Raw genomic sequence first — 17,507 nt, forward strand, 5'->3', positions numbered from 1 at the left:
ACGAAATATCTAAGCTAGTTTTAGCTAAAATATATATACTTATACCCCCACAAAATGGAGTCTTAACATGTCAGAATATGGTGCTAGTAATATTAAAGTTCTTAAAGGACTAGAAGCGGTAAGAAAAAGACCTGGTATGTACATTGGTGATACATCGACAAAAGGTCTTCATCACCTTGTATACGAAGTCGTAGATAACTCTATCGATGAAGCGATGGCAGGGTTCTGTGATACGATCAAGGTCACACTTACTAAAGAGGGTTCCGCCATCATTGAAGATAATGGCCGTGGTATCCCTGTCAAAGAGCACCCAACCGAAAAAATATCAGCAGCAACAGTCGTACTGACCGTCCTACATGCCGGTGGTAAATTCGATAAAGATACCTACAAGGTTTCAGGTGGACTTCATGGTGTGGGTGTCTCTGTTGTAAATGCCCTTTCCAAAGACTTAAGCCTTACCATCTTTAAAGACGGTGAGATCCATGAGCAGTCATTTAAAGCAGGTATCCCGCAGGAGGTACTGAAAGCAACAGGCACAACAAGAAAACATGGTACTAAAGTAGAGTTCTGGCCGGATGAGACCATCTTTCAAGACAGTGTCACTTTCCAAAAAGAGATCTTGATGAAAAGATTCAAAGAACTCTGTTACCTGAATCCAAAGATCACTATCGAATTTAAAGATGACCGTGATGGTACGAAAGAAATGTATCATTTTGAAGGTGGTATCAAGCAATTCGTTGAAGATATGAATACAAAGACACCTCTTTCAACGGCACAGTTCTTCCAAGGTAAAATGGATGATATCGAAATCGATATCGCACTCATGTATTGTGATTCAGACTCAGAAAAATCACTCTCTTTTGTCAACAACATTAAAACAGCGGAGGGCGGTACCCACGAGGCAGGTTTTAGAGCGGGTCTTACACGTTCTATGGCAACATATATCGCTAAAAATGCCAATGCAAAAGAAAAAGGGACCAAAATCACAGGTGATGACTGTAAAGAAGGTCTGATATCCATCGTTTCTGTACGTGTCCCTGAACCACAATTCGAAGGACAGACCAAAGGGAAACTGGGATCTTCTTATGTACGTCCTTTGGTACAGAAATTCTTCTCTGAACACTTTAACAAATACCTTGAAGAGACCCCTTTGGAAGCAAAAGAGATCATGGGACAGATACTTCTTGCCGCGAGAGGTAGAGATGCAGCGAAACGTGCAAAAGACTTGGTAAAACGTAAAGACTCTATGAGCGTGGGAACACTCCCGGGTAAACTTGCAGACTGCCAAAGCAAAGACCCTGAGATCTCTGAGATCTACCTGGTGGAAGGGGATTCTGCCGGTGGTTCTGCCAAGCAGGGGCGTGACAGGGTTTTCCAGGCGATCCTGCCGCTCAAAGGTAAGATCCTTAACGTAGAGAAAGCACGTTTGGAAAAGATCCTCAAATCTGACGAGATCAAAAATATGATCACGGCACTGGGTTGCGGTATCGGTGACGAGTTTGATGAAGAGAAATTAAGATACCACAAGATCATTATCATGACCGATGCCGACGTGGATGGTTCTCACATTCAGACACTGCTTATGACCTTCTTCTTTAGATTCCTGAAACCGATCATTGAAAAAGGGTATCTCTATCTTGCACAGCCACCGCTTTACCGTTACAAAAAAGGTAAAAATGAAGTCTACCTGAAAGATGAAAAAGCGCTCAATGATTATCTGATAGAGAACGGTATCTCTGCGATTGAAAGCAGTACTATGGGGCAAGCAGACCTTGTGGACCTCTTTAAACTGGTAGCATACTACCGCATGACACTCAAAGAGATAGAAAAACGTTTTGCATTGCCTGAAGTACTTCGTTATATGATCGAAAACCCTGATGTGATAGGCACAAATAACCAAGAACTTGCAAAAACAATAGAAGCCTACATTGGTAAACTGGGTTATAACATCCTCAACAAAACCATCACTGAAGATACGATCCATCTCTTTGTACAAACCAATGATGGACTCGAAGAACTCATCGTGGATGAGCTACTCTTTACAAACCCTCATTATAATGAAGCGATACATATACACCAAAAGATCAATGACCACATTACCGATGAATTTAAAGACCAGGACCTTCTTACGCTCTTTACCGAGGTTGAAAGTTCAGCAAAAAAAGGTGCCTATATCCAGCGCTATAAAGGTTTGGGGGAAATGAACCCCGAACAACTTTGGGAAACAACCATGACGCCGGAGAACAGAAGACTGTTACAGGTGACCATAGAGGACGATGAGAGTGCCAGTGATACCTTCACACTCTTCATGGGAGATGAAGTAGAACCTAGAAGAAACTACATTGAAAGCCATGCCAAAGATGTAAAACACTTGGATGTTTAATGCTCTACTCACAAAAAGAAGAAAGAGGACGACGTTTTATACTGGCGCTTAGAGCCGGTATGCCCATACTCATTCTTGTTTTTCTTGTTTTTTACACAACACTGGATCATGAAAATACGATCAACATTGGGCTGAAAGATGGGGTACTGCTTGCTGCCATCACTTTTATTGCCATCTACTACATTTATTTTTTAATGAATCTCAGTGTGCAGGAAACGTTCCTCGACCAAACCACACAGGGGTTCAATAAAAAAACATTTGTCAAAAAACTTCAAGCGTATAAACCAAAATCTCTGGCATGCCTAAGTATTGAAAACCTTCCTTTGTTAAGTGAAAATTACAGCAGCGACCAAATAGATAATCTTCTTTATACCGTATCCAGGAAATTGAACCTCATATTCAAACAAAACGGTTTAGAAAAGGTACTGATAGGCCGGGGACGCGGTTCAGAATTTTTGATCGCACTGAATGACAACTATACCCATATAGAAACGATCTTGGAAACGCTGATACAAGAGAACGGCAGTATCAACGATATTGACGTGGAGTTTAAATTTGCGATTATCACGAATCCCCATGGAGACTTTACGAAAGCCATACTGCAACTTCGGGATATCCTCGCAAGCCAATCTGAAGAGGACAGTCAAGAGAAAGATAACCCTAAGACAAAAGATGCCCAGGAACTTTCGGGTATAGAAAAAGAGGTGATTGCTACGATCCAAAAGAAAAAATTACTTTTATCGTTCAGGCCTCTCATGAACACATCCAGCCATAAGATCGATACCTACGAAATCTCGGTCAAGCTGAAGTCAGAAACCCATAAGGACATCCTGCCGCGTGTATTTCTACCTATTATTAACCGCTTGGGTCTGGGAAGAGAGTATGACTTCACATTGATCACACATGTCATAGACCTCTTGCCCCTTGTGGATGAGACGATCTCCTTTACCTTTAATCTCTCACCTTTTTCACTCAGAGACCACTCTTTTCAGGCAAAACTCTTTGCCTACCTAGAGGCAAAAAAGGTCGACCCGTCTCGTCTCATTATCCAGCTCTATGAACGTAAAACACACCATGACCTTAGCGGATACCTTAAAACCCTCAAGAATTTTAGATCCCTTGGGATACGTATCTGCATCGATAATTTTGGTTCCTCCAATGCTTCCATGGAATATATGAAGCATTTTAAATTTGACATGATACAGTTTGATAGGAGTTATGTGACAAACTTGGAAGATGAAACCACGTATGCTATGCTACACTCTTTAATCAATATGGCAAAAGAGTTACACGTACAGACGGTGGCCAAGTGGGTCGACAATGAAACCCAGGAGAACAAACTCAAAACGCTGGGTATTGACTACATACAGGGATTTGGGGTAAGCAAATCCATCAATGAAGAAACATTAATCAATAGATACAACTAAAGGAAAAACAATGAAATACGGTGAAAAAGAGATACTGGAATTTGATATTCACAGTGAAGAGAATTACTGGCCTAATGAGCATCAAAAAAATTATACGATCAATATTGAACTGCCTGAGTTCATGTGTATGTGCCCCCGCTCAGGATATCCTGATTTTGCTACGATCAAACTCAGCTATCAACCAGATCAGAAGGTGATAGAGCTGAAAGCACTCAAACTCTACATCAATTCATTTATGAGAAGATATATCTCTCATGAAAACTCTGCCAATGAGATCTATGATACTCTTTACAGCAAGCTGAAGCCTAAATCTATGAAACTTATCGCAGACTTTAACCCCAGAGGGAATGTGCATACCGTCATAGAGATAGACAGTACAAAAAACTAAAACATTACAATTTGACATACATTTAAATTCTCTTCAAAAAATCTATTATGATACGCTTATATGAACAGTAAGGACACCCATGATAGATTTTCATGAAGTGATGCAAAGAGTCAAACAGATCCTCTCTGCACAGACCAAGAAAGAAAAAATACTAGACCGAGATATAGCTGACTCTCTGAAACTCGATCCCCAATACTTTGCGGTCATCAAAAGACGCAAAAAGATCCCCTATGAATCACTGGCCCATTTCTGTGAGAAGCATAAGATCAGTCTGAATTGGATACTACTGGCACAAAAACCTCAGTATTTGACCTAAAGGGTATTTATAGCTATAATAAAAAGCGTTATAAAATCTTATTAAAGGGACATCATGAGTAAATTAGATGAAAAAATTGAACACTATGTGGCTGTTTCCAAAGAATTAGGTTTAGGTCTCCCAGAAGACCTCATTGCCAAAGTTACGGCTGGATTAGGGCCATCTATCTATCAACAGGATGCGGAAACGGTATCCTGTTCGGACCGCGCAGAACTTGACACCGTCAAAAAGAATTTTTTAGGGAATAAATTAGGGGTTGATGCAGATGATGTCACATTAGATGCTGCGATCACAAAAGTATGTGAAGCGATGGGCACATCGAACAGACATAAATACAGAGCGCTCTTCTATGCACTCCTTACCAAAGAGTTTGGCAAAGAATCTCTCTATGATTAAGTACTAAAAGAAGTTTTATATCTTGATGAACAAGATATATCTCTTCTGCGCATCATTTTTACCAAATCCAACGATCTCCATATCTTTATATTGGGCATTAACATCCATTTTAAGCTCAAATAGCATTGCCTCCATATCCAGTATCAAGATCGAGGGGATAAGCTCTCCTATCGTCAATTTCTTATCACTGCCGTCTATCTTGAATCTCAGTTGTCTTTTTTCTCTCTCTAGATCCACAGTGTTTAAAGGTGCTTCTCCCGCATAGATAAGTTTTTCACTATCGCGCGCATCTGTTTTAAGCAGGCCGGCCATCACCTCATAGGTTTCATGGTTACCTATCTGCTCTCTTACATCTTCTATAAGGTCAATAATTACTCTCATGGATATCCTTTAAATACTATGCTATGCCAATGCAAAAGATTAAAATAGAATAATATTTAGATAAAGTTTAAATTTGGTGTTAATTTGCTGTAGATTCGATTGAATGGATTTTGTGTAGTGAGGGAGCTTACAGATAGTAAGTGACCGAACGGAGTAAAATCCATTCGGTCAAAGATATCGTAAAGAAACGCTAAATTAGCTGTTTCTTTTTTCGATGATCTCTTTAGCTACGTTAGACGGAACCTCTTCATAGTGATCGAATTCCATAGCATACGTTGCACGACCTTGAGTCATTGAACGTAGGTCTGTTGAGTAACCGAACATTTCAGAAAGTGGCACGAAGGCATTCACGATCTTGTTACCAGCTCTGTCATCCATACCCGATACTTGACCACGTCTTTTAGCAACATCCCCGATAACATCACCCATATAGTCTTCAGGTACTTCAACTTCAACTTTCATCAATGGCTCAAGGATGACTGGATTCGCTACTTTACAACCCTCTCTGAATCCCATAGAACCAGCAAGTTTAAACGCCATTTCAGATGAGTCAACATCATGGTAAGAACCATCATATAGAGTTACTTTTACATCCTCAACAGGGTATCCTGCCTGAATACCTCTTGCCATCGCTTCCTGGATACCTTTGTTAACCGGCTGGATAAATTCTTTTGGAATAGCCCCTCCTTTAACTTCATCAATAAACTCATACCCTGCCCCTGCCTCTTGAGGCTCGATTCTAAGGTAAACATGACCGAACTGCCCACGACCACCAGACTGTTTCGCATACTTGTATTCTTTTTCCACAGATTTTCTAATAGTCTCACGGTATGCAACTTGCGGTGCACCAACTTCCGCTTCAACTTTAAATTCTCTTTTCATTCTGTCTACAAGGATCTCAAGGTGAAGTTCACCCATTCCAGAGATAATTGTTTGACCAGACTCTTCATCCGTATTCACACGGAAAGATGGATCTTCTGCAGCAAGTTTACCAAGTGCAAGTCCCATTTTTTCCTGGTCAGCTTTTGTCTTAGGTTCAACAGCGACAGAGATAACCGGCTCAGGGAAATCCATTCTCTCAAGTACTACTTTATCTTTATCAGAACAAAGTGTATCACCTGTTGTTGTATTCTTAAGTCCAACAACAGCACCGATCTCACCCGCATAGATCTCAGATACTTCTTCACGTTTGATCGCGTGCATTTTCATGATACGACCAATACGCTCTTTTTTCTCTTTTGTAGAGTTGAGTACATAAGAACCTGATTCTAAAGAACCACGGTATACACGGATAAATGTCAATTGACCAACAAATGGGTCTGTCATGATTTTAAACGCAAGTGAAGCAAATGGGCCATTATCAGTTGAATCAACAATGACCTCTTTCTCCTCATCTTCCATCATAGTACCCTTGATCGCAGGTGCTTCAACAGGAGATGGAAGGTAAGCAACAACAGCGTCAAGTAGTGTTTGAACACCTTTGTTTTTAAATGCTGTACCTGGGAGCATTGGTACGACATGCATACCGATCGTTGCAGCTTTGATACCAGCAATGATCTCATCTTGAGTAAGCTCTTCACCCTCCATGTATTTTTCCATAAGCGCTTCATTACCGTCTACTGAAGAGATCTCTTCGATCATCTTTTCACGGTACTCTTCAGCTTGTTCCTGAAGCTCAGGACGAATCTCTTGCTCACTGTATGCAGAACCCATTGCAGCTTCTGCATCCCATACAACTTCTTTCATCTTTACAAGGTCAACAACACCTTCGAAGTTCTCTTCAGCACCGATAGGAAGCTGGATAACCAATGGGTTACCTTTAAGTCTTTCACGGATCTGTCTCTCAACTTCAAGGAAGTCTGCACCTGTTCTGTCCATTTTGTTTACAAACACAAGTGAAGGTACACCATAACGGTTTCTTTGTCTCCATACTGTTTCTGATTGCGGTTGAACCCCGCCAACAGCACAGAATACTGAAACAGCACCGTCAAGTACTCTCATAGAACGTTCAACTTCAATAGTAAAGTCAACGTGACCCGGAGTGTCGATAATGTTGATCTGTTTACCTAGCCACTCACAAGTTGTAGCCGCAGAAGTGATCGTAATACCTCTTTCCTGCTCTTGTTCCATCCAGTCCATAGTCGCAGCACCATCATGTACTTCACCAATCTTGTGTTCAACACCTGTATAGAAAAGAATTCTTTCCGTTGTTGTCGTTTTTCCTGCATCAATGTGAGCAGCAATACCGATGTTTCTTACGTCTTCAAGTTTGTGCGTTCTTGCCATAACTTAGTTCCTTACCATCTGTAGTGAGCAAACGCTTTGTTCGCTTCAGCCATTCTATACGTATCTTCTTTCTTCTTGAAAGCAGAACCTTTTTCAGTTGCAGCGTCCATAAGTTCATTACTTAAACGCTCCATCATTGTTCTTTCATTTCTTTTTCTAGCTGCATCAACGATCCATCTGATTCCCAGTGATTGTTGTCTTACAGGTCTAACTTCGATAGGCACTTGGTACGTTGCACCACCTACTCTTCTAGATTTTACTTCCATGACAGGTTTCACGTTATCCATCGCTTTGTTGAATACGTCAATACCTTTTTCTCCAGATTTTGATTCAATTCTCTCTAACGCAGCATACATTACTTTTTGCGCTGTGCTTTTCTTACCATCAAGCATTACTGCATTGATGAACTTTGTTAATACTTTAGAACCGTGTACTGGATCTGGCAATACCGGTCTAACGGGAGCTTTTCTTCTTCTCATTATGTTTCCTTCTTCAATCTTATATGGTTGATTTACTCAAGTCTTGTCCCCTAAGGATAAATGACAACACCTGTTTCAAGTCTATTTCTAGACTAAACTTTACCTTTAATACGTTTAAATAATCTAGGATTATTTAGGTCTTTTAGTACCGTATTTAGATCTTGCAACTGTTCTTCCAGTTACACCTGAAGCATCTAGTGCACCACGTACAATGTGATACTTAACACCAGGTAAATCTTTAATTCTTCCGCCTCTTACAAGTACGATAGAGTGTTCTTGAAGGTTGTGACCTTCACCACCGATGTATGAGATCACTTCAAAACCGCTTGTCAATCTTACTTTAGCAACTTTTCTAAGTGCTGAGTTAGGTTTCTTTGGTGTTGTAGTATATACTCTAGTACATACGCCTCTTCTCTGAGGACATTTTACGAGTGCAGGTGATTTTGATTTTTTCACTTGCTTTTTACGTTCTTTACGAATCAATTGATTAATTGTAGGCAAATCGTTTCCTTTCTGGTTAGTTTGAATTGAGATCATATCTCTTGAATCTGGGTTCTTACACCACATCAAAGCACTCACTGCAAATGCTTTGATCTAGCTGTCCGCACAGATTTTTGGAGGCATATTATACTGAAATATTCTTTAGAAATTCTTATATAAAAAGAAATAGAGGAAGAAGAAAGTGTTACTGCTTCTAGTCTAAACTAGAAACAGTATGGAAAATTACTTTGCAGCAGAAAACTTGATGTCATTGTTATCTATCATCCCCGTACCCACTGGGATAAGACGTCCGATAACAACGTTTTCTTTAAGATCTTCAAGTGTATCGACTGTTCCTGCGATCGATGCAGATGTCAATACCTTTGTTGTATCCTGGAATGATGCAGCAGAGATAATACTGTCTGCCCCAACCGCTGAACGGGTAATACCTACAAGCATCGGCTCGGCGATAGAAGGTTCTCCTCCAAGTGCGATCACCCTTTCGTTCTCTTCTTGGAACTTACGACGAGATACGATATCTCCTGCGATAAACTTAGAGTCACCGCTCTCAACCACTTTCACTTGTCTCATCATCTGAGAAGTCACGATCTCGATGTGTTTGTCTGAGATGTTAACCCCTTGTCTACGGTAGACCATCTGTACCTCAGATACAATATACTCGTAGAGTGCTTTTTCACCAAGTGCTGCAAGGATATCATGACTTGAGACAGTACCGTCGGTCAATTTTTCACCGGCATGTACATACTCACCAGTGTGTACCAGCGATACTTTGTTCTTGTCGACGAACTGTTCAGTGACCTGACCGTTATCACCCGTAATGATCAGTCTCTCTTTACCACGTAATGGTTTACCGAAACTGACCACACCATCGATCTGCGCGATCAATGCGATATCTTTAGGACGTCTGGCTTCAAAGAGTTCAGAAACTCTCGGAAGACCCCCGGTAATATCTTTTGACTTGATCGCCGCTTTTGGTGTTTTTGCCAAGATATCCGCGATACTAACGTCATCTCCGTCTTTTACAAAGAGGATCGTTTTCGCATCAAGCTGATAACGGATCAACTCACCGCTTTCAGTTGCCAATACGATAGCCGGTTTATAAGCAGCAGGGATATACTCATTGAGTTCCAGTCTTGTATCACCCGTCACTTCGTCAAACTGCTCAACCACGGTCACACCCGGAATGATATCTTCAAACTTCAGTTTCCCTTGCTGTTCAGCAATAATTGGCTCTGAGTATGGGTCCCATTCAGCGATCACTACCTGCGTAGATGTTTCAGGTGCAGAAAGAAGATCACCTCTTTGTACCATCGCATCATTGTCCACTTTTACTACAGACCCTCTTGAGATATAGTGTCTTGCTGCTTCTCTGTTGTTTTCATCAACAACCACAGCAAAGAGACCTTTTTCTACTACTTTTGTACCCTCTGTGATACCTGTATGTGCCTCAAGATAGTCCCCTTTAAGCAAGAAGAACTTCACCGTACCTTTTGACTCAGAAACCACATTTTGTGTCACCGGCGCACCATCTTCTACTTTAAGTTCAGAAGCGAATGGCACACGGCTTGGTACAGACCACCCCTCGTTGATCACTTCAACAATAGAGTCACCCTCTTTTACTTTATCACCGTCCTGAAGCGGTAAGAAAAGTTTTCCTTCTACTTTACCTGCAACACCTGCAAGTTCGTTTGACTTCGCCACATCCGATTTTCTAAGGTTGTACTTGATCTCATCCGCACTGCCTGCATTCACAGAGATCACATACTCGTCATGTGTCACAACCAGAGAAACGGTACCGTCAACGGTTGCTTTGATCTTAGGTTCAACCAAAAGTACCCCGGCATTTCTTCTGTTGGCAACGATAAGGTTACCCTCTCTGTTACGGTATACATTCAGGTTATAGTATCGAATGAAACCTTCTTTGCTTGCGATAACCTGTCTGTCCTCTTTGCCTGCTGTTGCCGTACCACCCGTGTGGAATGTACGTAGTGTCAGCTGTGTACCCGGTTCACCGATCGATTGTGCGGCGATAACCCCTACCGCTTCCCCACGTTTTACCATTTTGTTGTCAGCCATGTTCAGACCATAACATTTTGCACAGATACCTTTTGGTGCTTTACATGATGAAGGTGCTCTCATAACCACTGAACGTACTCCTGCATCTTGTACTCTTGCAGCAGTCTCTTCATCTATCATCGTACCTTCGCTGACCAATACTTCAGAAGTGATAGGATCGATCACATCTTCAGCGAGTACTCTACCGTAGATACGGTCTGCCAATGGCTCGATCATCTCGTTACCCACAACGATATCAGATACTTCTACACCTTCGTGTGTACCACAATCTGTCATAGAGATCTTCACGTTTTGTGCCACATCGATCAGTTTTCTTGTCAAGTAACCCGCATTCGCCGTCTTAAGTGCTGTATCGGCAAGACCTTTTCTTGCACCGTGCGTTGAAATAAAGTACTCAAGTACGTTCAGACCTTCACGGAAGTTTGACGTAATAGGCGTTTCAATAATTGACCCGTCTGATTTCGCCATAAGACCCCTCATACCAGAAAGCTGTCTGATCTGCGCTGCCGAACCTCTCGCTCCCGAGTCTGCCATCATATGCACCGAGTTAAATCCGTCTTTATCTTCTTTGATAAGAGACATAAGCGCTTCTGCAATACCATTGTTCGCATCCGTCCAGATATCGATAATTTTGTTATAACGTTCCTGATCCGTTAGAAGACCCGCACCATATTGTCTCTGGATCTCTTTTACTTCTTCTTTGGCAGCATTTACATTTTCTGCTTTTATCTCAGGTATCTTAATATCATCAATAGAGATTGATACCCCTACTTTGGTAGCATATTTGAAACCCATATCCTTAAGATTATCAAGGAAACCTGCAGCTTCAGACACACCGCCTATTTTATAGATATAGTCAACCAATGCACCGATATCTTTTTTCTTCAAGATCTTGTTCCAGTATTTTTCCGGTACATAATCAGGAATGATCGATTTTAAGATCAGTCTACCTGCAGTCGATTTAGCAATATGCCCATCGATCACGGTTCTGATACGTGCGTTCAGATCCAGTGACTGTTGTTCAAATGCGATCTCTACCTCTTCTACGTTGGCAAAAAGTTTATGTTCACCTTTCACATCATTTTTTTCAAGTGTCAGGTAGTATAGCCCTAAAATCATATCCTGTGAAGGTACGGCGATCGCCTTACCTGATGCCGGAAGCAAGATGTTCATTGATGCAAGCATCAATACTTTTGCTTCAGCGATCGCTTCATCAGAAAGTGGTACGTGTACCGCCATCTGGTCCCCATCGAAGTCGGCGTTGAACGCAGAACATACCAGTGGGTGCAATTGGATCGCTTTCCCCTCGATCAATCTTGGGTGGAACGCCTGGATCGACAATTTGTGAAGCGTCGGTGCACGGTTCAGTAAGATAGGATAGTTATCAACTACTTCTTCCAGACACTCCCATACTTCATTCTCTTGTTTTTCGATCATCTTTTTAGCTTGTTTCAGTGTGGTTGCATACCCTTTTTCTTCAAGCTTTGCCATCAAGTGCGGCTTAAAGAGTTCGATCGCCATTTTCTTAGGCAATCCACACTGATCCATACGTAGATCCGGACCGACAACGATAACAGAACGACCAGAGAAGTCAACCCTTTTACCAAGAAGGTTCTGTCTGAAACGTCCCTGTTTCCCTTTGATCACTTCAGAGAGCGACTTCAATGGTCTTTTGTTCGCACCCTTAACCGCATTCCCTCTTCTACCGTTATCAAAAAGTGCATCTACCGCTTCTTGAAGCATACGCTTTTCATTTCTAACGATGATTTCAGGTGCATCCAGTTCTACCAGTCTTTTAAGTCTCTGGTTTCTGTTGATCACCCTTCTATAGAGGTCATTCACATCAGAAACTGCGAACTTACCGCCATCAAGACTTACAAGAGGTCTTAGATCCGGTGGAAGTACCGGAAGTTGTGTCAACATCATCCACTCTGGTCTGTTTCCTGAATGAAGGAATGATTCGATCACTTTAAGACGTTTAACGATCGTCTTTCTTTTGGCTTCAGATTTTGTCGCTTCGATATCAAGTTTAAGCTGGTTGAACATATCCACAAGGTCAAGGTCTGCAAGCAGTTCCTGAATGACCTCTCCGCCCATTCTTGCATCAAGGTCTGTACCACCGAAACGTTGCATGATCTGTTGATACTGCTCTTCGTTCAGTACATCATATTTTGCCAGCGGTGTTAGACCTTCACTGTCATAAGATGCTTCACCAGGGGTTTTAACGATATAGGCTTCATAGTAAAGTACTCTCTCAAGGTCTTTCATCTTGACACCCAAAAGTGTACCGATACGTGATGGAAGCGAAGAGACATACCAGATATGTGCAACAGGAGCGATAAGATCGATGTGCCCCATACGGTTTCTTCTTACTTTAGAAGTCGTGACTTCAACCCCACATTTTTCACATACCACGCCTTTGTATCGCATCTTTTTGTATTTACCGCACAGACACTCATAGTCTCTGATTGGTCCAAAGATCTTCGCACAGAAAAGTCCGTCTCTTTCCGGTTTTAGGGTTCTATAGTTGATTGTTTCCGGTTTTTTTACTTCACCGTAACTCCATGAGAGTACCTTTTCAGGACTTGCAACTCTAAGCTGTAGGGCTGCGATATCATTTGGTCTCTCTTCACTGTTAAGATCTATTGGTGTTAAATTCTCTAAAAACTTACTCATTTTCACCCTCCACTTCTTTTGTGTTCTCATATAATTCTGTATCAAGACCCAATGCTTGAAGCTCTTTCGTCAATACGAACATGGTTTCAGGTACACCTGACTCCGGTACAGGTTCACCTTTTGTGATCGCTCTGTATGCTCTTGCTCTACCTTCAACATCATCTGATTTGATCGTCAACATCTCTTTGAGCGTATGTGCCGCACCATAGGCTTCAAGTGCCCATACTTCCATCTCTCCGAATCTCTGCCCACCGAAGAGTGCTTTACCACCTACCGGCTGCTGTGTGACAAGTGAGTAAGGTCCAGTGGAACGTGCATGCACTTTCTCATCAACCAAGTGGTGAAGTTTAAGCATATACATATATCCTACATTGACTCTTTCGATCATCTCTTCACCTGTTCGACCATCATAGAGTTTCATTTTCCCGTCAGAGTCCATCTTCGCCATTTCAAACAGTTTGTCGAATTCAGCCTGGTTCGCTCCTTCAAATACCGGTGCAGCAAATTTCACACCTGTTGACCAGTCTCTACCATATTTGATCAACTCTTCATCGCTCATACTCTCTAGTAGCGCTCTTGCATTCATCAGTTTTGCTACATCTGCGATCGCGATCATTTTCTCTCTGAGGTCTTTGATGAAACTTTCTTGTTGGTTTTCGAACATTGCTTCGATCTGCTCACCAAGGTTCTTACCGACCAGTCCCAAGTGTACTTCAAGGATCTGTCCGATGTTCATACGAGACGGTACCCCTAGCGGGTTCAAGATAAGATCTACCGGTCTTCCATCTTCCTGGTATGGCATGTCGATCTCTGGTACGATATTGGAAACGATACCTTTGTTTCCGTGACGCCCTGCCATTTTATCACCTACTTTGAGTTTTCTCTTTGTAGCGATGTAGATTTTTACGAGCTTCGTAACACCTGAAGGAAGAATGTCATCTTTTTCAAGTACGCTCAATTTCTCTTCATGTTCTGTCTTCAGTCTCTTCTTCTGTTTCAAGAAGTAGTTTTTCAGTGACTCATACTCATTTTGTACTTCATCTGTGAAAGACTGTACCACACCTCTGAGTGCAAATCTGTTCACACCTTTGATCGTCTCTTCATCAATCTTGGATCCTGCTGCATACTCAGTTTCACCGATCGTTACAGCTTTCATCAACTCTTGTTTTGAAAGATAGTGTGCGATACGCAATATCTCTTCCCTGTCTATCATCAGAAGCTGGTCATGGTGGTCACTGTCCAGGATCGCTTTCTCTTCTTCATAGGCTTGGATCGCACGTGCGTCTTTTTCATACCCTTTTTTCGTAAAGACCTTGATATCAACGACCACACCTTCCATGGATGCCGGGCAGTAGAGCGATTTATTGACCACATGTCCTGCTTTTTCACCGAAGATCGCTCTTAGGAGTCTCTCTTCCGGTGTTGGTTTGATCTCACCCTTAGGACTTACTTTACCTACAAGGATCATACCAGGTTTTACATAGGTACCGATCTGAACAATACCGCTTTCATCCAGGTGCAGCAACTCATCTTCACGGATGTTCGGGATATCACGCGTGATCTCTTCCGTACCGTGTTTGAGTTCTCTAGCTTCTACCTCTTTTTCATAGGTATGCACAGAAGTAAAGGTATCTTCACGGATCAGTTTTTCAGAAATAATGATCGCATCTTCATAGTTGTACCCATACCAAGGCATAAATGCAACACGGATATTTTTACCGATCGCAAGTTCTCCCTGATCCATATTCGCACCATCGGCGATCACCTGTTTGGCTTCGATCTTGTCACCTAATTTTACGATAGGTGTTTGCGTGAACGTTGTATTCTGGTTGGTTCTCATGTTCTTTTCAAGCGGATAATGGTCTATGAATACACCGCTCTCGTCTTCACCCATGATATAGATGTTCTTCGCATCGATCTTTTCAACGGTACCGGCTCTCTCTGCCTTCACACATTCCCATGCATCACGGCTCACGATCGCTTCCATACCTGTACCGACTACCGGTGCTTCAGTTTTAAGAAGTGGTACCGCCTGACGTTGCATGTTCGATCCCATCAGGGCACGGTTCGCATCATCGTGTTCCAAGAATGGGATCAATGCCGCAGCAGAACCTGAGATCATCAATGGAGAGATATCAATAAGGTCAACCCTTTTTGCTTCATTAAGCTCGATGTTCCCGTTCAATCTTGTCTCGATAAGATCTTCAACGATACGTCCATTCTCATCAACCACAGTGGATGCAGGTGCAATACATTTATCTTCTTCCTGCGTCGCAGTAATGTAGACGATCTCGTCTGTTACCTGGCAATCTTTTACCACTTTATACGGTGCTTCAATGAATCCGTGCTCATTTACTTTCGAGTAGGTAGCCAATGTATTGATCAGACCAATGTTCTGACCTTCCGGAGTCTCAATTGGACAGATACGGCCATAATGCGTAGGGTGTACATCCCTTACTTCAAATCCGGCTCTCTCTTTGACAAGTCCACCCTCACCCAGGGCTGAAAGTCTTCTTTTGTGTGTCACTTCTGAAAGTGGGTTCGTCTGATCCATGAACTGTGAAAGCTGTCCGGATGAGAAGAATTCCAAGATCGTATTGGTGATCATTTTAGAGTTTACCAGATCATGCGGCATCAACTCATCCAATGTTCCAGATACCGTTGTCATCTTATCTTTGATCGCTTTTTGCATCTTCACAAGACCACTGTGAAGTTCATTCCCAAGAAGCTCACCGATCGCTCTGATTCTTCTGTTACCCAAGTGGTCTCTGTCATCTATGTGACCTTGCCCGTTCTTTACTTTAATAAGGTATTTCACGGTATTAATAAGATCTTCTGCAGTCAGTACCGTAGCATACTCAGGGATATCCAGACCTAACTTGTGGTTCATCTTCATACGACCGACTTTAGTCAGATCATATCTTTCCGGATCAAAGAAGAGTTGCTGCAAGAATGCTTTTGCTGCATCAGGCGTAACGGGTTCACCAGGTCTCATGACTTTATAGATACGGATCGCTGAAAGCACATTTTCATCATCGATCTGTTCTGTTTGCTTTAAGAGTCTTAAACTTTCATTATCTGCGATAAATGCATTAATGATAGACATATCAGCACCCTCAGCAAGGTCATTGATGATCTCGATCGTATCAATACCCTCTTCGATCATCTTTTTAAGTTTGTTCTCATCTAGGGGTGTCACTACATCATAGAGTACTTCACCGCTCTCCTGGTCAATGATAGGCTTAGCAAGGTGTCTTTCCATCAATATCTCAAGTGGGTATTCTATCCATTCTAAACCATCTTCGATCAGTTTTTCTGCTTTTTTCTTCGTCAGTCTTTTCCCTGCATTGACAACGGTATTACCATCGATGTCCTTGACATCATACTCTGCTCTACCGCCAAAATCATTCGCATCAAATTTTACAAGGAATCTGTTGTCTTTGATATGGATCTCTTTTGTTGCATAGAATAGTTTTACAATATCATCTTTAGAGTAATCCAATGCTCTGAAAAGGATCGTTACAGGGATCTTTCTTCTTTTGTTGATACGTGCATAGAGGATATCTTTAGAGTCATACTCAAAATACAACCATGAACCGCGGTCCGGGATGATCTGTGCAGAATAGAGCATACCGCTACCCGCAGTCGTCCCTTCTTCTTCTTTAAAGATAACACCCGGAGATCTGTGAAGCTGATTGACGATAACCCTTTCAACACCGTTGACGACAAATGAAGTTCTATCTGTCATCAATGGAATATCACGTACGAACACCGCCTGCTCTTTGATCTCTTTTGGATCAAGTTTTTCACCTGTTTTTTCATCTCTGTTCCAGATCGTCAATGCAATGTTCATCTTAAGAGATACAGAGTAGGTCAAACCTCTCTCCATGCACTCTCTAACGGTATATTTCGGTTTAACGATCTCAGAATTCTTATAGGTAAGGGTAAGCCTGTTTTGTTGGTCATGGATAGGGAAAGAAGATCTGAAAACTTTCTCTAATGTAGAGTTTTTTCTGTCTTTTTCACCTAACATCAAAAAGTTTTCATAACTTTTTTGTTGAAGCTGGAGTAGATTTGGGATTTCAATTTCTCTTGGTGTTTTGGAAAAGTCAACACGAAGTCTGTTACCAGAATGTAAAGAATTTAACATGGGTTATCCTTATTTCGGTTTTAGTTTGGTTTATGTAGTGTGTTTAAT

11 protein-coding genes are annotated in these 17,507 nt (G+C 41.8%); 5 read left to right on the forward strand and 6 right to left on the reverse strand.

Going from position 1 to position 17,507, the window contains the following annotated elements; all coding sequences use genetic code 11:
• Positions 1-67: 67 nt before the first annotated feature.
• The 5 genes from gyrB (at position 68) to LDM98_RS10735 (ending at position 4,910) form a co-directional block, all read left to right on the forward strand.
• Positions 68-2,383: a DNA topoisomerase (ATP-hydrolyzing) subunit B gene (gene gyrB, locus LDM98_RS10715; RefSeq protein WP_223899408.1), complete on the forward strand. Its 2,316-nt coding sequence runs from the start codon at positions 68-70 to the stop codon at positions 2,381-2,383.
• Positions 2,383-3,810, forward strand: coding sequence for an EAL domain-containing protein (locus tag LDM98_RS10720; protein WP_223899409.1), 1,428 nt, complete (start codon positions 2,383-2,385; stop codon positions 3,808-3,810). Before gyrB ends, LDM98_RS10720 begins: the two co-directional genes overlap by 1 nt.
• Before the next feature lie 10 nt (positions 3,811-3,820).
• Entirely contained in the window at positions 3,821-4,198 is a 378-nt protein-coding gene (gene queF / locus LDM98_RS10725) for a preQ(1) synthase (protein ID WP_223899410.1), read from the forward strand.
• Positions 4,199-4,277: 79 nt separating this feature from the next.
• Positions 4,278-4,514 carry a helix-turn-helix domain containing protein gene (locus LDM98_RS10730; protein ID WP_223899411.1) on the forward strand — a complete coding sequence of 79 codons (237 nt, stop codon included), beginning with the start codon at positions 4,278-4,280 and terminating at the stop codon, positions 4,512-4,514.
• Between the two features lie 54 nt (positions 4,515-4,568).
• Positions 4,569-4,910, forward strand: coding sequence for a DUF2853 family protein (locus LDM98_RS10735; protein WP_223899412.1), 342 nt, complete (start codon positions 4,569-4,571; stop codon positions 4,908-4,910).
• Positions 4,911-4,925: 15 nt separating this feature from the next.
• On the opposite strand, the gene LDM98_RS10740 is transcribed toward LDM98_RS10735, so the two are convergent.
• The 6 genes from LDM98_RS10740 to rpoB form a co-directional block, all read right to left on the reverse strand.
• A complete protein-coding gene (locus LDM98_RS10740; RefSeq protein WP_223899413.1) occupies positions 4,926-5,291 on the reverse strand; it encodes a hypothetical protein in 366 nt (121 codons plus the stop codon).
• A 195-nt stretch (positions 5,292-5,486) separates the two neighbouring features.
• Positions 5,487-7,577, reverse strand: a complete 2,091-nt coding sequence (gene fusA, locus LDM98_RS10745; protein ID WP_223899414.1) for an elongation factor G — start codon at positions 7,575-7,577, stop codon at positions 5,487-5,489.
• Between the two features lie 11 nt (positions 7,578-7,588).
• On the reverse strand, positions 7,589-8,056 hold the full coding sequence (rpsG, locus tag LDM98_RS10750; RefSeq protein WP_223899415.1) for a 30S ribosomal protein S7: 468 nt from the start codon (positions 8,054-8,056) through the stop codon (positions 7,589-7,591).
• A gap of 129 nt (positions 8,057-8,185) precedes the next feature.
• Entirely contained in the window at positions 8,186-8,557 is a 372-nt protein-coding gene (gene rpsL, locus LDM98_RS10755; RefSeq protein ID WP_008245813.1) for a 30S ribosomal protein S12, read from the reverse strand.
• Positions 8,558-8,779: 222 nt separating this feature from the next.
• A complete protein-coding gene (rpoC, locus tag LDM98_RS10760; RefSeq protein ID WP_223899416.1) occupies positions 8,780-13,309 on the reverse strand; it encodes a DNA-directed RNA polymerase subunit beta' in 4,530 nt (1,509 codons plus the stop codon).
• A complete protein-coding gene (gene rpoB / locus LDM98_RS10765) occupies positions 13,302-17,459 on the reverse strand; it encodes a DNA-directed RNA polymerase subunit beta (protein WP_223899417.1) in 4,158 nt (1,385 codons plus the stop codon). The genes rpoC and rpoB overlap by 8 nt, the downstream gene beginning before the upstream one ends.
• Positions 17,460-17,507: the final 48 nt, after the last annotated feature.

Source organism: Sulfurovum sp. TSL1 (assembly GCF_019972135.1).
Classification (GTDB): Bacteria; Campylobacterota; Campylobacteria; order Campylobacterales; family Sulfurovaceae; genus Sulfurovum.